Genomic DNA, 21,230 nt, shown 5'->3' with positions numbered 1-21,230 from the left:
TGACAATAGCCTTGTGGAACCACCTGATCCCATCCCGAACTCAGAAGTGAAACGCAAACGCGCCGATGGTAGTGTGGGGTCTCCCCATGTGAGAGTAGGTCATCGCCAAGCACCTAATTATCTCATTGAGATGTAACCAAGCCAGCTGAATAAGCTGGCTTTTTTGCGTGTGCAATTTGTTAAATTGTCATTTAAAGACCAATGCTATCGAGTATTGTTCTATTCATTTTAGTTTTGTTTCTTCTGCTAGTTCTTTACGTTTTTTCCTTCCTTTATTTCAGACTTTTATACTCTAAGTTGATTATTTACATGAAGATCTCGCTTAGTTTGATAAGTCCTTTTGCTTAGTGGTTCGTTTCCCGTTAGCATACAAAAATATTAATTTTTTTGTTAACGGCCATCTGTTGCCTATGCTTCGTAAGCTTTCGCTCGCGGTACTGCTTCCTCTTTGTATGCTGACCCTATATTTAGTGTTGGTCATAGGCGAGTACCTGTTCGAAAGTGACCAAGTTAGGGCTGAACTTGCGCAGCGACAGTCGGCTTTGATAAAGCAACAGTTGTTCCGCATGCAGAATGTGGTTCAATCGGCGCAAGCTTTACAGGATGTGGAGCGGATTGAGCAGGAAGTTTCCTTAGCTGCGCTGGATATGGGCACTATGGTGTATATCTTGGTTGATGCTGAAAGCCGTATTCGTTTTGCTAATCATACTGTGTGGCGTGATAGCAATGCGACTCAAGTCATCGATGGTTATGATGTAGATCTTCACCGCTCTGTGGTTCAAGCTTTTCTTCCGCAGATCCTCGTTAATCTCGACCGTTTAACTATTCAAGCATATTATCCCGTTCTTCCCCAGTATGGTGGGGCTGTTGATTTGATTTATCTTGAAGCCGATTTAGCCCCTTTAGTTGCCGAAGCTTCTGCTAAGTTGCAGCAACGTTTTATGCGGGTTTGGGGCCTTGGCGGATTATTGCTGATTGGCTTTACCTTTATTTTATATTTCCTGCTGATCCGCCCATTCCAAATGTTGAGCGAGGCAGCTAAGCAGGTAGGTACTTCTTCCTTTTCGACATCGATACCTTGGAGTTCATCTGAAGTTTTATCTTTGCAAGCCAGTTTGCAGCAGGCACATGAGCGTTTAAGTCGGGCAGTTAAACAGCTGAATGACAGTGAATTGCGTTGGTTATTTGCTGTGGAAGGTTCGCGTAACGGTATTTGGGATTGGGACATCAGTACGGGGGAGGTTTTTCTTTCTGATCGCTGGAAAGAGATGATTGGTTATGCGCCTGATGAATTGGCTGGAGTATTCCAGACATGGGAGACGCGGCTACATCCCGATGATAAGCAGATTGTGTTAGATGCTTTGCAGGAATACGTTAGCGGAAAGAGTAAAGAATTTGAAAGTGTTCACCGCTTACGGCATAGAGATGGCCATTATGTGTGGGTGTTAGACCGCGGTATGTTAGTTGATTGGGATCCCCAAGGGCGCCCGACTCGCATGATAGGCATTCATATGGATGTGTCAGAAAGCGCGAAGAACCATGCTGCAATTACTGAGCTTGTGGATCAATCTGTTGTCGGTCGCAAGATGTTGCCCGATGTCTTTATGGGGCGTTTATCGCAATTTTTAACCCAAGGTAATAGTTCGGGGCAATGGGGAGCATTGCTGCTCGTTGAGGTGGATCGCTTAGGATTGGTCGCCACTTTACATTCCCATGAATTAGAGCGCTTGTTAACGCAAATCGCGGCCCGTTTATCGAGTTATTTCACTGAAAATATAACGGTCGGTCGATTAGAGTCTGGTAATTTCGTTTTGCTTGCTAAAGATTTAGCGGCAGATGCGTCAGCCGCTGCTCGTCGTGCTTTAGCCCTTGCGAGTGAGTTAAGGCAAGTGATTGCTCGACCATTCCATTACGGTCATCATCACTTTGAGCTGAGCGCGTGTGTGGGAATCTGTTTACTCGATAGTATAGAAACCTTAGATCCAGCTTTAGTGATGCGTCGTGCCGAGTTAGCAACGTTAAGCGCTAAGCAAGCAGGTCAAGCTGGGTGCGCTTTTTACCATGCTGAAATGGACTTTCGCCAGAGCCGTGATGAGCTGTTGCAACAGGAATTACAAACCGCATTACAACAAGATAGCTTAACGTTAATGTTCCAGCCTGTGATCAATGCGACCAGTGAACTTGTCTCGGCAGAAGTGCTCACGCGTTGGTATCGTGCTGATGGAGAGTTTATTCCGCCAGCTGAATTTGTGGCGTTAGCAGAACAAGGGGGAATTATTGCTGAGCTTGATCTTTGGGTGGCTAAGCGGGTGTGTCTGTTTATTCAGAAATCGCGGGCTCAAGGAAGGAGTTTGCCTCCTTTGACTCTCAATATCAGTGCATTCTCATTTGGTCAGGCTGATTTTGTTGATGCATTTGTTGGGTTAGTTAAGGAGCATGGTATTGTGGCTAATCAACTGGGTATTGAGCTCAATGAGGCCGCATTTTTAATGCAACCACAGTTTGTCGATGAGCGTGTCTCTAAGTTAGTTGAAGTAGGTGTAGGTATCATCCTCGATCATTTCGGTTCAGGCTTGAGTGCCTTGAGCTGCTTAGCTAATCAGCCATTAGTTTCGGTTAAATTGGATATGAGTTGTATTGATTCATTAACCACAATGCCAACAAAAGTGAATGTACTTATTACCTCTGCGCGGCAATTCAATTTGAGCGTTGTCGCCAAAGGTGTCGAATCATCCCAACAATATCAAGCTTTTGTTGAACTAGGCTGTGATGGCTATCAGGGCTATTTATTCAGTCGAGCTTTAAACCAAGCGGACTTTATCCAGCTTGTTTGTCCTCGTCCTTTATTGCGTAGCGTTTAAAGAAGTCGAGAGCATAGTTTAAGGCTTGGTTTCGGCAGGCGTCTTTTTCCATAAAAATCTCATGGGCAGCCCCAGCGATTACTTTCAATTGGCAATGGGTACTCACGGCGAGATTCTGGGCCGCATTATCAACAATCTTATCTTCACTCGCTTGCAGTATCAGTATCGGAGTGCGAATTTGTGCCGTTGCCAGTACGCAAGTATCTGCCGCATCTAAAGATTCAGTCAACCAACGGTTAGTGGGTGAACCGAGTTGTAACTTAGGGGCAGCATCATACAATTCTCGGTAGGCTTGGTATCGGGTTTGGCTGTGAGTGAGCTCATTACCTTTGAATGGAACAGGTTTATAGTTTTGTCCTGCAAGTACATAATTAGGCTCGCCGCCATTGAGTGTGGTATCGAGTTTACTGGCTAACCAGCGTACGAACGCTTTTGGCATAGGTAATTTAATGCCATACATGGGCGCTGAAAATGCCGCGGCGGTAAAAATATCGGGATGCTGTTTGAGATACAAAGTGCCAATCGCGCCACCCATTGAATGGCCAAGTAGCATGAGTTGTTTGTCGTTTTGTGGTAGCACTATCTTCTGCATAAATAGAGCAAAGTCATCAATATAATCATTAAATCTTCGCACATGACCCATGTGCGGATTGATTGTCATACGATCCGATAGCCCTTGGCCACGGTGATCGATGGCATAAACAGAGTAACCTTGTTGGTATAAGTCGAAGACCAATTCTTGATACTTTAAATAGGACTCGACTCGGCCACTGCTGAGAACGATTGCGGTATGTGCTTGGGGATGTTTGACCATCATATAGGCCAGCGTGACGCCGTCGGCAGAGGCTAGCGTGTCTTGAACAACGCTTTGCCAGAAGGCTTGCTGCTCTGAGGTATTTAAATCGTGTTCAGTCGAAAATGTCGCTTTGGCTTGGCTCATACTCAGTCGCAAATCATTTGGCTTGAATGGTTTGTTAGAGTGTAACAGACAACCATGGGAGTCTGAAAATACCGACTCCCATGAATTTCATTAACTTAGCGTGTCGCCTTTTTCGCTTCAATAAAATCATTGATTTGCTGTTCGAGGATCGACATAGGTACAGAGCCATTTTCGAGCACAGCATCGTGGAAGGCACGAATATCAAATTTGTCGCCGAGTTCCTGTTCTGCCTTGGCACGTAATCGTTTGATTGTTAACTCACCAATTTTGTAGGACAAGGCTTGTCCTGGCCACGAAATATAGCGGTCAATTTCGGTAGTGACATTATGCAGTGATAGTGCGGTATTGCTGGCCATAAAGTCGATGGCTTGTTGACGACTCCATCCTTGGGCGTGCATGCCAGTATCTACGACTAAACGCGCCGCGCGCCACATTTCATAGGTTAAGCGCCCAAAGTTACTGTATGGATCTTGGTAGAAACCCGCTTCTAAACCTAAATATTCGCAATATAGCCCCCATCCTTCACCAAAGGCAGATATATAGCCATAACGACGGAAATCTGGGAGTGAGGTTAGCTCAGAGTTGAGTGAAATTTGCAGATGGTGACCGGGTACGGCTTCGTGCAAGGTTAAGGCTTCTAGCTCGTAGAGTGGGCGCTTATCCAATGCATAAGTGTTGACCCAGTAGTAACCGGGTTCATCATCGCTGTTCGATCCTGAATATCGCCCAGTGGTGTATTTCGGTGCAATTTCGGCGGGCACTGGCGCTATACCATAGGGTTGGCGTGGGAGTTTGCCGAAGTACTTAGGTAGCATGGCATCGGCTTTTTTGGCAATAAATGCCGCTTCTTTGAGTAACTGCTCGGCACTGGTGGTGTAGAACTGGGGATCGGTCCGCAGGAAATGTAAGAAGTCGGCAAAGTTGCCTTTAAAACCTACTGACGCGATGATTTGTTCCATTTCTTGGCGGATACGTTGTACTTCTTTTAAACCCAGTTCATGCACTTGCGTCGACGTCATATTCAAGGTCGTATAGTAACGTACCCTATTCTCATAAAATTCTGCGCCGTTAGGTAAGCTACTGGCCGCGATATTTTCCCGAGCATTGGGAATGTACTCTTTAGTCATGAAATCATAAAAGTTTTGGTACAGAGGTAGAACTTTTTGCTCAACTAAAGCGCGGCCTTCTTGGGTCAGCTGAGTTTTTTGTGCCTCAGTGAAATAGTTGGGATATTGAGTAAAAGGTTTGAAATAACTGCTCTTTTCAACAGGGACGATATAAGCACTAATACTGTCTTCAAAGCCATTGAGTGTCACTTTTGGCGGCGTTATTCCCTCGGCTAATCCTTGTTTTAGCCAGTGGGTTTGCTGGGCGAAATAGGTCGGGAGTGCATTGAGTTTGGCAATATAGTTGCGGTAATCCTCAAGGGTGTTGAATCTTCCCTGTGCGATTGACGTGATATAAGCGTGGAAGCCGCTTTCCGCCGTAATGGGCAGGTAATAATCCTTGAAACGATATAGGTCGACATCGTTTTGGATCTGCTCTTCCAGTATTTGGGCGTTAATCTTATCTTCTTTACTCAAGCTGCTGCGGTCGAGTGCTTTGAGCTGCGCTAGTACTGCGATTTGACCTTGATTAAGCTTTGCGAGCGCGGTTGGCGAGAGATCCGCTAATTTTCCTGCGGCACTGGCATCGCCCATGCTGTAAGCCATTTCAGGACTCGCACTGAGTTGTAATTGCCAGCTTTGGTCGATAATCGCCTGCAGCGCGGGAGCGATTGGCTCAACTTGCGATTGTGCTGCTGATATTGCCTGTGCCGATGGGGTTTGAATATTTTTTGTGGTTTGAGTGGCACTGCAGGCGCCTAATGCGCATATCAATAAACTGGGGGTTAAGAGTTTATGCATGTTAGATCTCTGATATTTTCGTTGTTATTGAAGTCATTATGCCTGATGAATGCGGCCGTTCCTTGTATGGATATTAAGCAGAATTGTGACTGAATGTGAATTTAAATGCGTTTGGCGCATAAATGCCCCCGAAAATGCGTGTTAAACTTAGTGTCCGCCCGCGACCAAATAACAAAAGCATTGGCTGGGTAGTTCAAATAGGGGTTAAATATGATTGATACATCCATTCCATTGGTGGATCTGCATCGTCACCTAGACGGTAATGTGCGGGTAAATACCATTTGGGAACTAGGACACCAACACGGCATTGCGCTACCTGCCGATTCTTTAGAGACGCTCGCACCTTTTGTGCAAATTCAGGGGAAAGAAACTAGCTTAGTCGCCTTCTTAAAGAAGCTCGATTGGATGGTTGCCGTACTCGCAGATTTGGATGCGGTTAAACGCGTCGCCTATGAAAACGTTGCCGATGCGGCGTTATCTGGCTTAGATTACGCTGAGTTACGTTTTAGTCCTTACTATATGGCGATGAACCATAAGTTACCGATTGAAGGCGTAGTTGAGGCGGTAGTTGACGGCGTTAAAGCGGGCTTAAAAGACTATAACGTGAAGATCAATTTGATTGGCATTATGTCACGTTCATTTGGTCAAGCTGCTTGTACTCAAGAACTTGAAGGCTTACTCGCCCATAAACAACATCTCGTGGCTATGGACTTAGCCGGCGATGAAATGGGCTTCCCTGGCGAGTTATTTAACGATCACTTTAAACGTGTTCGTGATGCTGACCTGGCGATTACGGCTCACGCCGGTGAAGCTGCGGGTTCACAAAGTATGTGGCAAGCGATTCAAGAACTTGGCGCAACTCGAATTGGTCATGGGGTGAACGCGATTCACGATCCTAAGCTGATGGAATATCTTGCTAAGCACCGTATTGGCATCGAATCTTGCCCAACCAGTAACTTGCATACTTCTACTGTGGCTTCTTACGCTGAGCATCCATTCAGAACCTTTATGGATGCAGGCGTGTTGATAAGCCTAAATACCGATGATCCCGGTGTGAGCGCTATCGATATTAAGCATGAGTATCGTATCGCCAAATCTGAACTCAAGTTAACCGATGCTGAGTTAGCGCAGGTGCAACGTAACGGCGTTGAAATGGCATTTTTATCCGATAGTGAGCGTAAAGCGCTGTATGCCGCTAAGGCATAACTAAGCTCTGAGTCATTAATAAAAATAGCTATAAATAAAAAATCCGACTCTAGAGTCGGATTTTTTTATGAGCGTTTACGAGTGCTGCGATAGGCGTTTTAGATCACGCGTGAGAACTGTTGCTGACGCGCTTTTTGACGATAGTAAAGATCGAAGCACATACAGATATTGCGGATCAATAAACGGCCAGTAGGGCTGATAGTGATCTGTCTGTCGACGATTTCAACTAACTTATCATCGATAAATGTCTGCATTAACTTAAGATCTTCAGCGAAATAGGTTTCGAAGTTAATCCCCAGTTTCTCATCAATTTTCGCCATATCCAGTTCGAAGTGGCAAATCAGCTGTTTAATCACTACGCGGCGGATTTCATCGTCACGGTTTAGGCTGCAACCTTTCCACAAAGCATGGCCTTCTTTATCTATGGCCTCATAGTAAGGGCGGATATCTTTCTGGTTTTGCGCATAGCAGTCACCAATCTGACTGATAGACGATACGCCAAGACCTAACAAATCGCATTCTTCTTGGGTGGTATAACCTTGGAAGTTGCGGTGCAGTCTGCCTTCGCGCTGCAACTTGGCTAACTCGTCATCGGGTTTAGCAAAGTGGTCCATGCCGATATATTGGTAACCAGCGCCAGTTAAGGTCTCGATAGTTTGGTGTAGCATTTCGAGTTTTTGTTTTGGCGAAGGTAAATGCTCGTCTTTGATCTTACGTTGAGCGGCAAAGCGCGCAGGTAAGTGAGCATAGTTAAATACCGACAGACGGTCAGGCGATAAATCTAAAACGCGCTGCATAGTGACGGCAAAGGTTTCTGGCGTTTGGTGTGGCAAACCATAGATTAAATCTATGTTGGTTGACACAAAACCCATGGCTTTCGCTTTAGCCATTAAGTCGAAGATAAATTGCTCATCTTGTTCGCGATTAACGGCAATTTGCACTTCTTTATTGAAATCTTGTACACCGATGGATATCCGGTTAAAGCCCGCTTCTTTCAACGTGTCGAGCATTGACAGCTCAATCTCGCGAGGATCGACTTCAATCGAGTATTCGCCTTCTTCCGCAAAGTTAAAGTTAGCTTTAATCAATGACGTAAGTTTAAGAATCTGCTCAGGATTTAAGAACGTGGGTGTACCGCCGCCCCAATGCATTTGGGTCACACTGTAATGTTTGAACAGGGGCGCACGTTTGATAATTTCTTGGCTTAAATATTCAATGTACTGATCGGCTTTGTGTTGGTGGCGGGTGATGATTTTATTACAGCCGCAGTAATAACAAAGCTTGGCGCAGAACGGGATATGAATATACAGCGACAGTTTATCGCTTTTGCTATTTTCAATGGCCGTCAGCAGATTTTGTTCGGTGAATGTATCATCGAACTCTAATGCCGTTGGGTAAGAGGTATAACGGGGACCGCTGTAGTTATATTTTTCGATCATCGACTGATCCCAGCTAATCTGAGTGGGCTGCTTCAAGGCGTGTCCTCCGTGGGTAAATTAGCAACAAGCGAAGTATGCAAGGTTCTTAAGTAAATAACCTTGATCTAGGTTGTAAAAATGACGTCTGTCTTTTTAGAAGTTACGCAATATCTATCAAAAAAGTACGCTTGTCTGTCGATATTTGGCGGTTTTGTGCGCAGGCTCACGGGAGTAAGGAGGGTAAGATTGGTGCGGGTTTTATCGAGATGACCTCAAAACCACAATATAAGTGGTCTTGAGGTATAGCAATGGGCTGGTTTAATGCATCGCTTTGGCTTGGTAATCCGACAGTTTTTTCGCATCATCACTGATGCCTTGCTCTAATGCCGCTTCGGACTTCATTCTGATCAAGTCTAACTTCATTCTTTCTTGCTTAGGCAAGGCTTGACGAGCATCCATGATGGGATGATTTTTAATTAACTCAAAGTGTTTGAATAATGAAGGGTAATCGGGAGCCACACGCTCACTTAATGACAGGATTTCAAATAATCGCCCAATCCTGACCACGCCTTCAGAGATCTCACAGCGGTCTTCAATCATAGCGGTGGCGATATAGCGGATATCATCTAAAACTTGGGCGCGTTTTGCGTTCGCCGTGACTTCACGCTCGGCTTGTTCGGCCTGCTGACGCTTTTTTTGCTGCTTGAGTTTTAGGATTAAGAAGGTGGCGTAGCTACTAAGCGCTACTATGATGATAAAACCGAGAATAATGATAGCCGTAGACACAGAGACTCCTTATATGAATGGCATAAGGAGCACAGCTAAAAACTGAGTTCCCTATGCCTTAGCACTGAGAGGTTTAGAACTTGTCTTGATAATCTTTCAGTAAGTCAGCGCCTGATTCGAACTTGTCGAACAACTCATCGTCAGACAAAGACTTAGCTGGTGATGAAGGTGCATCATCATCCATATCGTCGCTAATGCCTAGTTTAACCATCAGAGCTTCAATCTTATTTAGCTGTTGATCTAACCACTTTTGGTCAACCTCGTTGAGATCACGGCCTTCTTCCAGCATATCTAACAGCTGATTTAGTCTTGGATCTTCTTCCAATTTCAGCAATTTTTGCTCGTCAGTCAGCTTAGCTTGTTTCACTTTTGGCTGAGCGGCTTTATCTGTTACCACTGCCGCAGGAATTGCTAAAGCCACAGGCTTTTTACTGCCATGACGCGGGTCTTTTTTCTTAGCGGCCTGCTGTTGCGGCGCTTGCGCTAAAATTAAGCTTTCGTTATGACGACTACCTGATTTATTGCCAGAATCTTTACGTTTGCCAGTCGCTACAGCGCGATCTTGCTTCTTCACTCTTGGCTGTAACTTAGGGCTGTTCTCGCCGCCCTTGCGTGTTTTCTTGCTACGAGACATGGTCTTCTCAATTATTTACAACGTATGGCCTTGCAGACTAAGGGTGAGCTTGTCTACAAGGTGCGAAATTAGGCCGAGTGTTATACCAGATTATGATGTTTTTTGCATCAAAACGAGGTCCTTTGCGGCAAATAATAGTTCAAAATCGCTATTGTTTGCGAGGTACTCGAAGGTTTGTCGCTGATAAAAGCTCACATGGGTGAGGTTGTTCTTATAATGCCACTTAGCAAAACCATCTAATTCAGTCAGTAATGGTGTGCTTATCGCTAACCAACCACCAGAATGCAGTAGCCGAGAGAGCAAAGTCCACTCTTTTATAGGGTTTTGAAAATGCTCAAATACCCGATAACAGCAGATAAAATCATACTCTAGCTTTAACACGTCATGATTAGGGGCAAAAAAGGGATCATATTGATTTAACTTGTGGCCCGCATTTTCTATGGTCGTCAGGCTCTCATCATCGAGTATGCGGCCAAAATTCAATCCTAATAAACTGCCCGCTTGTTGCTGCTCTAATTGCGCTAACAGCGGCAAAATAAATTGCGATAACTGTTTTTGTTTCGACGCTATGCGTGAACGACCGTATCTTTGCTTCTCTGCCGCGGGGGGTAAATGGCTATTCGCATCCGCAAAGGTTAACTCACATGTCTTGCAAACATAAAAACTCCGCTTTTTATCTTGATGAAGGAGTCGTGTCTGACTGTTATGACAAAGAGGGCATCTGGGCATTGAGTCTGCTGAAGTGGTTATTAAGGCTTTGATTGTACCAATTATATTGGTTAAGTGCACATTTTAGACACTAATGGGGTGTTATAAAAGAAAAAAGGCGGCAGTTAAACTGCCGCCTTACAAAGGGTGCTTTAGCACCTTATCCTGATTCCAAGTATCCATACTTGCTATGCGACTTTCCCGGTCGGTATCCTTCTTTTTTTTACTGCTTTCCCTGCATTATTTTTGTTAATGGTCTTCCAGACACTTTATTTTTTTCTGTCGCCATCCTGACTACAGTTTCCGTAGATGGTCTCGCGACACATCTTTTAAAGCATCGTCATCATTGACGTCGAGTTAACCATCCATGTTACTTAAGTACCTTCCTGTGATAACAAGCATCCAGCCAGTGCATCCTAAGCTTATCGCTTCCTTTGCTACAGTTTACATCATGTAAACTATGTCCTGATGGGGCAAGTTACCCTGAGTGTAAGGTGTTTTGCTAGAAGCAAATTGGCGTTATCGGCCATCCCTTACAAAATTGTGCTGACCTGGATTTCAAGTGGAAATCACGACTCTTGTTATTATTAGAGAGTGGTCTTAAGTATATTATTGTTATTGAGTATCTTTATTCTTATATCTTGAACGTTAATTATACCGAAACCTGTAAGTTATTATTAATCTTTTTGTACAAACAGATGGGTTTATCTCGGTACGGGGCTTATTAAACCGAAATCTGTGATCTATGTCAAGCACGAATCTTTGCAGTTTACGTCCACGTCAACTTTGTGGTGTAAAAAAAGGGTGACAATACACCCTTCTTTTCACTCGCGAAGATTACTTCAGGCTAGAAAGATACTTTGATAGCGCGTCGATATCGCTATCATTTAGTTTTTTAGCCACATCTTGCATCATGCCATTCAAGTCATTATGGCGGCCAGCTTCACGGAATTTTGTCAGCTGGATCTTGATGTAGTTTGCGTGTTGGCCTGCCAACGTTGGAAAACCTGCAAGCTCAGCGCCTTTACCATCTGGGCCATGACATGCCATACAAGCGGTAATGCCACGAGAAACATCACCACCCTTGTAAAGTTTAGCACCTAACTCAGGAACATCTTTTGCTTCAGCCACTTGGATTGCTTGGCTAGAAAAATATGCGCTAATGTCGAGAATATCCTGATCGCTTAGAGGCATTGCCATGCCACTCATGATAGGATCCATACGACCATCTTTACCGCCAGTTTGTGCTGCGCTACGGAAATCATGTAGTTGCTTTTGGAGGTAAGTGGCGTGTTGGCCCGCAATTTTGGGGTACATATCGATCATACTGTTACCGTCCATACCGTGACAGGCCGAACAGACAATGATTTTCGTTTTTCCCGCTTCAGCATTACCTTCAGCAATCGCAGGTGAAGATATGGCGGCAATTACAACAGACAGCGCAAGAGCTAGCTTTTTCATGGCGTTCCAACTTCTGGTTAAATTATTATCCTGAGCTTACTAGGGTGACCCGCAAGCGTGGTAAAATATGATTAATGTGATCGGAGTAATATTTTACACGAAAACGTGGGAAAGTAAGTAATTCTTCATAAATTATGGTATTGCGTAGAAAAATTTCGGAGTAAATAGTGACTGAATCTCGTATAGATTTTCGTAGGGCAAAGTTTTTAATCAGTGCACCTGACATTGCACATTTGGATCAATATCTGCCCGGCGATGTTGGAGTTGAGATTGCATTTGCTGGCCGCTCTAATGCTGGAAAGTCTAGTGCACTCAATGCATTAACTGAGCAAAAAAGTTTAGCAAGAACCAGTAAAACACCGGGCCGTACTCAACTAATTAACGTATTTGAGTTAGATGCTCAGCGTCGTTTAGTTGACTTGCCTGGTTATGGTTTTGCACAAGTCCCACTTGCGTTGAAAAATAAATGGCAGCAAGCATTAGGTGAATATTTGCAAAAACGCGCTTGTTTAAGTGGCGTGGTTGTCTTGATGGATATTCGTCATCCACTAAAAGATCTCGATATGCAGATGATTGAATGGGCAGTTGCTAGTGAAATTCCAGTATTAGCTTTGCTAACGAAATCAGACAAATTAGCCCAAAGTGCTAAGATGAAAACCGTAAATGAAGTGCGTCTCGCACTAAGTGAGTTTGGCGACTGGGTGCAAGTTGAACCCTTCTCATCACTTAAAGGAACCGGTAAGCCTAAAGTGTTGGCAATTCTTAATGAATGGTGTCATCCACAGTGGTTGACTGATGAGTTAGATGCAGCGAATAACGCTGAATAATATCGCCTGTTTTGGTGTACATGGTAGAATTTGACTGTGTATACCTCCTCTTTGTTTTTACTGCAATTTTTTCTCTTTTGTTCAGTCTCATTCCCATCGGTTATTCGTTAATCTCAGGCAAAAAAATAGCCGATGATATTATCATCGGCCAAAAATATTAGCTCTTTTGGGGAGAAGCTAAATTCAACAAGACTCAAGCACCATCAAATTAGCTTCAATGGTTCTCAATGAAACTAGCATACAGCCAATTCATTCCTTATTAAAGTAAATACTCTAAAATTTACTTAAAGTCTGAAAAAAGAGCAAAAAAAAGCCTCAGCAAACAAGTTGCTGAGGCGCCAGAATTTGGCTCATCACTATAAGTGAAATAAAGGTCTGAAAGATAGAACATCTTAACCTCTGTACCCTACGCAGAGAATATTACTCTATTTATCTTTAAATGGAAAACAGTTTTTTCAAAAAAGAGGTAATTATGTGCGCTTGATCTCAGGTTGTGAGTGAAAAAGCATCTCAAATTGATCCTAAAATTTCATTGAAAATGATTAATTGGCTGATTTATAGATGAAACTCGAAATTTATATACAAAAGTGATCAATATTTGAGATTTGATTTTTTACTCTAATCCTGACCTAAGATTTTGGTGTACGCGAGAGAGAACAACCGTTATGGCACTCTTGAGCATATATGGCTGACTTGAATGCAGTTTCAATTAGAGTAAATCACACCCTTTAATATCCATCTGCTGTGGCAGTGTATCGATGAACTCTACTGCCAAATGTATCAGATAAAGATTGTTTGACTGTGAGTGAATCATTTCTGCCGATGAAGTTTGTCTAACTTAACGAGCTAATTTGTATTGTGAAAGGGTTATTTATGCTGAGTGATGAAAAGGACTCTGTATTGATGTTCTTAGAGGCGATTAAGACGGGAGAGAGCTAATCTGAGCTCAAAATATTGAAGTCAGATTAGCTTTATTTTCAGTTAAATCATATTGATAGTGTTCTTCTGGATATTACTGAGATTAGTGGGCTTCATCCCAGTTATCACCAATGCCTGCTTCGGCAAGCAGTTCAACATCGAGATTAGCTGCTTGCGCCATCAAGGTGCAGATTGTCTTTTTAAGTGCCTCTGCTTTATCCGCATCGACTTCAAACACTAATTCATCGTGAACCTGCATGATCATAGTGATTTCGCCTTGGGTTTCTGTTTTGATCCACTGGGCAATATTGATCATGGCCTTTTTGATGATGTCAGCAGCCGTACCTTGCATTGGCGCGTTAATCGCAGCACGTTCAGCACCTTGGCGGCGCATCGCATTACGATCACGGATTTCGGGCAAGTAGAGGCGACGACCAAACAGAGTCGACACATAACCTAAGTCAGCAGCACCCGCGCGCGTTTCTTCCATATAACGTAATACGCCAGGATAACGGGCAAAGTAGGTATCGATATAGGTTTGTGCTTCATGGCGTGGGATATCAAGCTGACGCGCCAAACCAAAGGCTGACATGCCATAAATTAAGCCGAAGTTAACCGCTTTGGCACGGCGGCGTTGTTCTGTGGTTACTTCATCAAAGTCGGTACCAAATACTTCTGCAGCAGTGGCTCTATGAATGTCTTTGCCCTCGGCGAAGGCTTTGAGTAAGCCTGCATCTTGGGATAAATGGGCCATGATCCGTAGTTCGATTTGCGAGTAGTCGGCGGCCAAAATTTTACGGCCTGCTGGGGCGATAAAGGCTTGGCGAATACGGCGACCTTCTTCGGTGCGAATCGGAATATTTTGCAGGTTAGGTTCGCTTGACGATAAGCGACCTGTTGCCGCATTAGCTTGATGATAGCTAGTGTGTACGCGACCCGTTTTGGCGTTGACCATCAGTGGCAGCTTATCGGTGTAAGTGCTCTTTAACTTAGATAGACTTCGATGTTCGAGGATCACCTTTGGCAGTGGGAAATCTAATGCTAATTCGACTAATACTTCTTCCGCGGTCGATGGCGCGCCCTTTGGGGTCTTTTTGGTGATCGGGTAACCTAGCTTTTCATAAAACAAGACTTGCAGTTGCTTAGGTGAACTAAGATTGAATTTTTCACCGGCAATGTCGTAGGCTTTTTCTTCTAAGGTATCGATTTTACGCGCCAGTTCATCGCTCTGTTGGCCGAGTAACATACTGTCGATTAATACCCCTTGACGTTCAATGTCCGACAACACTTGGATTAGCGGTAATTCGACTTCGGTAAACATGGCGGCAAGTTCGGCTTCTTTCTCGAGTCTTGGCCATAAATGTTGGTGTAAACGCAGTGTGATGTCGGCATCTTCGGCCGCATAAGGCGCAGCCGTTTCCAGTGGAATTTGGTTGAAGGTCAGCTGTTTTGCACCTTTACCGGCGATTTCTTCAAAGCTGATATTCTTATGGCCTAAGTACTTGAGCGCTAAACCATCCATATCATGGCGCGAAGCCACTGAGTTGAAAACATAGGATTCGAGCATAGTGTCGAAAGCGACGCCCTGTAGTTTGATCCCTGCATTGGCTAAGATACTGATGTCGTACTTAAGATTTTGACCGACTTTCTTGATCTTTGGATCCTCAAGCAGCGGACGCAGTTTTTCTAACGCGACCGTTTTATCGATTTGAGTCGGTGCACCAACGTAATCGTGGGTCAAAGGAAGATAAGCGGCTTTTCCTGTCTCAACGGCGAAGGAAATCCCGACTAATTCGGCCACCATGTAATCTAAGCTGGTGGTCTCAGTATCGATTGCCATTAAGTCGGCTTGTTTAAGCTTAGCAATCCAAGTGTCTAATTCGGCTTCGGTGAGAATGCAGTCGTACTGTGTTTCAATCGCTTCGACTGCAGATGAGTCTTCTTGTGTTTCTGTGGATGCCGCTGCCGTCATTTTATTATCTAAGACTTCGGCTAACCAACGTTTAAACTCCATCTCGCCGTAGCATTTGATCAGTTCATCTTTGTCTGCTGGCATGATGGTAAGTTCATGCCAATCTTGCTCAAGTTCGACATCGGTTTTGATGGTGGCGAGTTCGTAAGAAAGCTTGAGCATGTCGGCATTTTCAATGATTTTCGCCGCCATGGTTTTAGAACCTCTAAAGCCGAGCTCGGCGACTTTTTCGGGTTCCGCTAATAAGTTACTCACACTGCCGGCTCCCGTGAGCATAGCGAGCGCCGTTTTCTCACCTACGCCGGGTAAGCCTGGAATATTGTCAGCCTTGTCGCCCATCAGCGCGAGTAAATCTATGATACGGTCTGGACCGACACCAAATTTAGTGACGACTTCTTCTGGGCCCATTATGGTGTCTGTCATGGTGTTGATGAGCGTAACGTTCTCATCCACTAACTGGGCCATGTCTTTATCGCCTGTGCTGATAAGCACGGCACGGTTTTCTAAGCTGGCTTGGCGGGCAATAGTCCCAATCACGTCATCGGCTTCGACGCCGGAAATTGAAATCAGTGGTAAACCTAGTGCGCGAATAATGCGATGTAAGGGTTCGATTTGCGAACGTAGATCATCAGGCATAGGTGGGCGCTGTGCTTTGTATTCGCTGTACATGTCATTGCGGAAGGTTTTTCCCTTGGCATCGAACACGACTGCGATATGGCTTGGTTGATAACGGGTCAACAAGCTGCGCAACATATTCACTACGCCATAAACGGCACCCGTTGCTTCGCCCTTTGAGTTTGTCAGGTGAGGAGGCGCATAATAAGCGCGATACAAATAAGAAGATCCATCCACAAGCACAAGTGGGTTTTTAGCGACGGTTGGCATAGGTATTTTTCGTTTATCGATGACTTAGATGGCGCTAAGCATGCCACAGAAGCACTATTTCAGCCATGGCAAAATGACTCCCAGCCTGTGGATAAGTCTGTGAGTGAAAAAGTCAACTGAGAATAATGGCGATGATTACGGCTTAGTGCGATTTTTTTAAGTTGTTGTTTTTTATGTTTATAAAAGATTTGTGTGAGTTCAATACTGTTTCTTAAAAAATCTTCCCAATTTGTGGATTTTTTATTGACTCCGTAAAATACATCTAAGGATTGGCTTAATTTTCGGCACTCGTCAGATTCGACGAATTAAGTTAGCACGATTTTTAATCAGATCAACTAGTTTGTTTATGGTTTGTTAAAACTTAATGACATAAGAAGGATATTTTTAATGAAAAAAGTCGCAGTGTTACTGAGTGGATGTGGTGTTTTCGATGGAACTGAGATACATGAATCGGTTTTAACGCTTTTATGCTTATCCCGATCAGGGGCTCACTACCAGTGTTTTGCACCAGATATCAAACAGATGCATGTAGTAGATCATCTCACTGGTGAGGTCGATGCTGCTGCAGGTCGTAACGTGCTGGTGGAGTCGGCACGTATCGCCCGTGGCGAAGTCAAAGCGACCACAGAATTAGATATCGCCGAATTTGATGCCTTGATCATTCCCGGTGGCTTTGGTGCGGCGAAAAATCTGTGTAACTTTGCGACGAATGGCAGTGAGTGTGAAGTGGAACCGCTGGTGACTGATTTTATCAATGAGTTCATTCTGGCGAAAAAGCCCGTTGGTTTTATCTGTATTGCTCCTATGATGATCCCGCGTTTATATCCCCAGGGTGTAAAAGGCACTATCGGTAATGATAGCGATACTGTTGCAGCGTTTAATTTGATGGGCGGTGAGCATCAAGTTGCTACAGTACATGAGATAGTCGTGGATGAAGCGAATCGCATTGTCAGCACTCCCGCTTATATGTTGGCTGGTAATATTGCTGAAGCGCATTCAGGCATCGAGAAGCTAGTCGTTAAGCTACTAGAAATGACTGTTCAGAGTTAGTTTGAGCGGTTTGTAGAGGAGTGAAGCGAGTCATTGAACCAAGATAAATTTTAGGATTTATCTTGGTTCACTATATTAGATTGAGCTATTAGATTGAGCTCGAGGATTTGCGGCTATCAAATAAACCTTGGGCTAAACCTATGAGTAAGCCGCCAATGTGGGCGCCGTTAGCAACCGAAACCCCGAGAATATCTGTGAATCCCAATGCCAACCATATCATCATAAAGCCCATATATGATGGTGGGAAATCTATTCCAGCTGCGGGTTTACGTATACCCATGATCCAAGTGTAACCCACCACTGCATACACAACGCCGGACAGCCCGCCAAAGTTAGGTCCACCGACATAATATTGGATAACGTTTGGCAGAGTTCCTGCGACAAACAGCAGGATGAGTAATGGTGCAGTACCGATACGGGTTTCGATTTTGCCACCTAAATACCACCACCAGAGCAAATTAAAGATGACGTGCATGGCTGAAAAATGCAGTAGGCTCGGTGTAAAAATACGCCAGAACTGGCTGAACTCTGAATGAGGTACGGCCCCAAAATAGGACAGTGCTTCGTAGGTTTGGTTGGCGAATCCTAAGTTCATCGCCGCAAAAATGATTACGCAAACCGCAAATACGATCAGCGTGACTGGGCCTGCGCCAGTAATAAATTGGGTGAACAACTGCAGCGAAGGGGCACCATAATCGAGTTTGGTTTGGGTATCGCCGTGTTCCCACGAGGCTTGCAGATATTTATTGTCGTAAGGGTGAGCAATAAAGTGGGCAAACTCTTTGCGTGCTTGCTCCACATCTTTGTCATGGATAACCAGAATGGCAACACCCTGAACCAGCGGCTCAATTTGGCAGTCAATGTCTTCCCCTTTGAGGTAATCGACAAATGCCTGCGCGGCTCTGCTGTTGGGGAGTCTGCCAATTTCTATCATGCATTCGCCTCATGCCAGGCGCTATAGCCGCCGTCTAGGCTGTAAACGTCATCAAAACCTTGTTCGCATAAATAATGCGCCGCATTTTGGCTGCTCATGCCGTGGTAACAAACCACCACCAGTGGGCTATCCATATCGGCTTGGCTAATAAATTGCGCTAGGTTTTCGTTATTCAGGTTAGTTGCACCTGCAATATGGCCGTTGGTGAAGCTATTGCCATCGCGGATATCGACGATTTGCACTGGCTGTGCTTCGGTCATTTGCAGCAATTGATTAACGCTTAAGTGTTTAAAGGAAGACATAATAAAACCTGACAAAGCTAAGAGATGGAAATCAAGATGGGATAAGTGTGCAACAAGGGGCTGCGAGTGTACAGCCCCTATCTAGGTAATGCTCTGCAGGATTAATCCCAGCTGAGGATCACTTTACCCGATTGGCCCGAGCCCATAGCGTCGAAACCTTGTTGGAAATCATCAATCTTGAAGTGGTGAGTGATGATAGGTGAAATATCTAAGCCTGATTGGATAAGACTGGCCATCTTGTACCAAGTTTCGAACATTTCACGGCCGTAGATGCCTTTAATGACCAAACCTTTGAAGATCACTTTGCTCCAGTCGATGGCCATTTCACCACTTGGAATACCGAGCATAGCGACTTTGCCGCCGTGGTTCATGGTATCTAACATGGCGTGGAAGGCCGATGGTACGCCAGACATTTCTAATCCAACGTCGAAACCTTCGGTCATGCCCAGTTCTTTCATCACGTCTTTTAGGTTTTCTTTTGACACGTTCACAGCGCGCGTGGCGCCCATTTTACGGGCCAGCTCTAAGCGGTATTCGTTGACGTCGGTGATCACCACATGGCGAGCACCTACGTGACGACATACTGCTGCCGCCATGATGCCGATGGGACCTGCGCCTGTGATCAACACGTCTTCACCGACTAAATCGAAGGATAATGCTGTGTGCACAGCGTTACCAAACGGGTCAAAGATTGAGGCTAAATCATCGCTGATATCATCAGGGATTTTAAAGGCGTTAAAGGCGGGGATAACTAAGTATTCTGCAAATGAACCTTCACGATTGACACCCACGCCAGAGGTGTTACGGCATAAATGGGTGCGGCCTGCGCGGCAGTTACGGCAGTGGCCACAGGTAATATGACCTTCGCCAGACACGCGGTCTCCAATCTTAAAACCACGAACTTCTTGGCCGATATCAACCACTTCACCTACATATTCATGACCAACAACCATAGGGACTGGAATGGTTTTTTGTGACCATTCGTCCCAGTTGTAGATGTGCATGTCGGTGCCACAAATCGCAGTTTTTTTAATTTTGATCAGCAGATCGTTGTGGCCCATCACTGGCTTAGGCGCATCGACTAACCAAATACCTTTTTCGGCTTTTAACTTGCTTAGTGCTTTCATTGTCTTAAGTCCTAAATAATGCCCATTTCTTTGGCAATACGGGTAAAAGCGGTGATCGCTTTGTCGAGTTGCTCACGGGTATGTGCCGCTGACATTTGCGTACGGATACGGGCTTGTCCCTTAGGAACGACTGGGAACGAGAAGCCAATAACATAAATATGTTCTGCTAATAAGCGGTTAGCAAAGTCGCCCGCCAGTTTCGCATCACCAATCATCACAGGGATAATCGCGTGGTCGGCGCCGCCCAAAGTAAAGCCCGCGGCTGACATTTGCTCACGGAAATAACGGCTGTTTTCCCATACGGCTTCGCGCAGGGCTTGGCCTGATTTGAGCATTTCTAACACATGGATAGACGCAGTCACGATTGACGGCGCTAATGAGTTAGAGAACAGGTAAGGACGTGAACGCTGGCGTAACCAGTCGATGACTTCTTTTTTACCCGAAGTGAAACCACCCGATGCGCCGCCTAAGGCTTTGCCTAAGGTGCCAGTGATGATGTCGACTCTGTCCATCACATTGCAATATTCGTGGGTGCCACGGCCGTTTGCGCCGATAAAGCCCACAGCGTGAGAGTCATCGACCATCACTAGTGCGCCGTATTTATCGGCTAAATCACATACGCCTTGCAGGTTAGCAATCACGCCGTCCATCGAGAATACGCCATCGGTGGCGATCAAGATGTTACGGGCGCCTGCTTCTTTCGCGGCGATCAGCTGAGTTTCTAAATCGGCCATATCGTTGTTGGCATAGCGGAAACGTTTGGCTTTACATAAACGTACGCCGTCGATGATAGAAGCATGGTTTAACGCATCGGAAATGATGGCGTCTTCTGCATCTAACAAGGTTTCGAATAGACCTGCGTTCGCATCAAAACATGAAGAGTAAAGAATGGTGTCTTCAGTGCCGAGGAATTCGCTCAGGCTAGCTTCTAGCTTTTTATGTATGTCTTGGGTACCGCAAATAAAACGTACTGATGCCATACCAAAGCCGTGGCTGTCTAAACCCTGTTGGGCGGCTTTGATTAGCTCGGGGTGATTCGCTAGGCCTAGGTAATTATTCGCGCAAAAGTTAACAACTTCTTGGTGATTAACTTGAATGGCAGTCTGTTGTGGTGAGGCAATAACACGCTCGCTTTTATATAAGCCTTCGGCTTTGATGTCTGCAAGCTGTTGATTAATCTGTGCGTAGAATGAGGTAGAGGCCACCTGATATCTCCTTAGTTAACTTTATTCTGATTTTGGGAGTGGCGGCATTCTAACTCTAAACCTAATCGGCCTACAGCCTTTTTTTCATG

Annotated in this window: 16 protein-coding genes and 1 rRNA gene; 5 read left to right on the top strand and 12 right to left on the bottom strand. The window is 44.9% G+C overall.

Going from position 1 to position 21,230, the window contains the following annotated elements; genetic code table 11:
• Window positions 1–111, top strand: a 5S ribosomal RNA gene (gene rrf / locus KO533_RS12655); the annotation flags it as partial.
• 299 nt (window positions 112–410) lie between these two features.
• Entirely contained in the window at window positions 411–2,861 is a 2,451-nt protein-coding gene (locus KO533_RS12650; RefSeq protein WP_219254460.1) for a GGDEF domain-containing phosphodiesterase, read from the top strand.
• Here KO533_RS12650 and KO533_RS12645 read toward each other — a convergent pair.
• Both KO533_RS12645 and KO533_RS12640 read right to left on the bottom strand, forming a co-directional pair.
• On the bottom strand, window positions 2,818–3,801 hold the full coding sequence (locus tag KO533_RS12645) for an alpha/beta fold hydrolase (protein WP_105250768.1): 984 nt from the start codon (window positions 3,799–3,801) through the stop codon (window positions 2,818–2,820). The two genes, KO533_RS12650 and KO533_RS12645, sit on opposite strands and share 44 nt — an antisense overlap.
• A gap of 95 nt (window positions 3,802–3,896) precedes the next feature.
• Complete coding sequence (locus KO533_RS12640) at window positions 3,897–5,708, bottom strand: DUF885 domain-containing protein (protein ID WP_219254458.1); 1,812 nt, start codon at window positions 5,706–5,708, stop codon at window positions 3,897–3,899.
• A 210-nt stretch (window positions 5,709–5,918) separates the two neighbouring features.
• Here KO533_RS12640 and add point away from each other — a divergent pair, with 210 nt between their 5' ends.
• On the top strand, window positions 5,919–6,914 hold the full coding sequence (gene add / locus KO533_RS12635) for an adenosine deaminase (RefSeq protein ID WP_173248460.1): 996 nt from the start codon (window positions 5,919–5,921) through the stop codon (window positions 6,912–6,914).
• A 98-nt stretch (window positions 6,915–7,012) separates the two neighbouring features.
• Here the strand turns inward: add and hemN are convergent, their stop codons facing one another.
• The 5 genes from hemN to KO533_RS12610 form a co-directional block, all read right to left on the bottom strand.
• The gene (gene hemN, locus KO533_RS12630; protein WP_275956785.1) at window positions 7,013–8,389 is read right to left on the bottom strand and encodes an oxygen-independent coproporphyrinogen III oxidase; all 1,377 of its coding nucleotides are present in this window, start codon (window positions 8,387–8,389) and stop codon (window positions 7,013–7,015) included.
• A 261-nt stretch (window positions 8,390–8,650) separates the two neighbouring features.
• Window positions 8,651–9,118: a DUF2489 domain-containing protein gene (locus KO533_RS12625; protein ID WP_219254456.1), complete on the bottom strand. Its 468-nt coding sequence runs from the start codon at window positions 9,116–9,118 to the stop codon at window positions 8,651–8,653.
• Between the two features lie 73 nt (window positions 9,119–9,191).
• Window positions 9,192–9,752 (bottom strand): Der GTPase-activating protein YihI, encoded by a 561-nt coding sequence (gene yihI, locus KO533_RS12620; RefSeq protein ID WP_173248456.1) that lies wholly within the window; start codon window positions 9,750–9,752, stop codon window positions 9,192–9,194.
• Between the two features lie 90 nt (window positions 9,753–9,842).
• Window positions 9,843–10,481 carry a class I SAM-dependent methyltransferase gene (locus KO533_RS12615; protein ID WP_105250762.1) on the bottom strand — a complete coding sequence of 213 codons (639 nt, stop codon included), beginning with the start codon at window positions 10,479–10,481 and terminating at the stop codon, window positions 9,843–9,845.
• 816 nt (window positions 10,482–11,297) lie between these two features.
• A complete protein-coding gene (locus KO533_RS12610; protein ID WP_105250761.1) occupies window positions 11,298–11,921 on the bottom strand; it encodes a c-type cytochrome in 624 nt (207 codons plus the stop codon).
• 167 nt (window positions 11,922–12,088) lie between these two features.
• On the opposite strand from KO533_RS12610, the gene yihA reads away from it, so the two are divergent.
• Window positions 12,089–12,748 carry a ribosome biogenesis GTP-binding protein YihA/YsxC gene (yihA, locus tag KO533_RS12605; protein ID WP_006079362.1) on the top strand — a complete coding sequence of 220 codons (660 nt, stop codon included), beginning with the start codon at window positions 12,089–12,091 and terminating at the stop codon, window positions 12,746–12,748.
• A 1,021-nt stretch (window positions 12,749–13,769) separates the two neighbouring features.
• Here yihA and polA read toward each other — a convergent pair.
• Window positions 13,770–16,523 (bottom strand): DNA polymerase I, encoded by a 2,754-nt coding sequence (gene polA, locus KO533_RS12600; protein WP_219254454.1) that lies wholly within the window; start codon window positions 16,521–16,523, stop codon window positions 13,770–13,772.
• 387 nt (window positions 16,524–16,910) lie between these two features.
• Between polA and elbB the strand changes: the two genes are divergently transcribed.
• The gene (gene elbB, locus KO533_RS12595; RefSeq protein ID WP_219254452.1) at window positions 16,911–17,573 is read left to right on the top strand and encodes an isoprenoid biosynthesis glyoxalase ElbB; all 663 of its coding nucleotides are present in this window, start codon (window positions 16,911–16,913) and stop codon (window positions 17,571–17,573) included.
• An 88-nt stretch (window positions 17,574–17,661) separates the two neighbouring features.
• Here the strand turns inward: elbB and glpG are convergent, their stop codons facing one another.
• The 4 genes from glpG to KO533_RS12575 all read right to left on the bottom strand — a co-directional run bounded on the left by glpG (window position 17,662) and on the right by KO533_RS12575 (window position 21,141).
• Window positions 17,662–18,507: a rhomboid family intramembrane serine protease GlpG gene (gene glpG / locus KO533_RS12590; protein ID WP_219254450.1), complete on the bottom strand. Its 846-nt coding sequence runs from the start codon at window positions 18,505–18,507 to the stop codon at window positions 17,662–17,664.
• Window positions 18,504–18,809, bottom strand: coding sequence for a thiosulfate sulfurtransferase GlpE (gene glpE, locus KO533_RS12585; protein ID WP_219254448.1), 306 nt, complete (start codon window positions 18,807–18,809; stop codon window positions 18,504–18,506). Before glpE ends, glpG begins: the two co-directional genes overlap by 4 nt.
• Window positions 18,810–18,910: 101 nt before the next feature.
• Complete coding sequence (gene tdh, locus KO533_RS12580; protein ID WP_012090660.1) at window positions 18,911–19,936, bottom strand: L-threonine 3-dehydrogenase; 1,026 nt, start codon at window positions 19,934–19,936, stop codon at window positions 18,911–18,913.
• Window positions 19,937–19,947: 11 nt separating this feature from the next.
• Window positions 19,948–21,141 (bottom strand): glycine C-acetyltransferase, encoded by a 1,194-nt coding sequence (locus KO533_RS12575; protein WP_105250756.1) that lies wholly within the window; start codon window positions 21,139–21,141, stop codon window positions 19,948–19,950.
• Window positions 21,142–21,230: the final 89 nt, after the last annotated feature.

Source organism: Shewanella sp. NKUCC05_KAH (assembly GCF_019345585.1).
GTDB classification, from domain to species: Bacteria; Pseudomonadota; Gammaproteobacteria; order Enterobacterales; family Shewanellaceae; genus Shewanella; species Shewanella oncorhynchi.
This window is presented reverse-complemented; position numbering and strand designations above follow the sequence as displayed.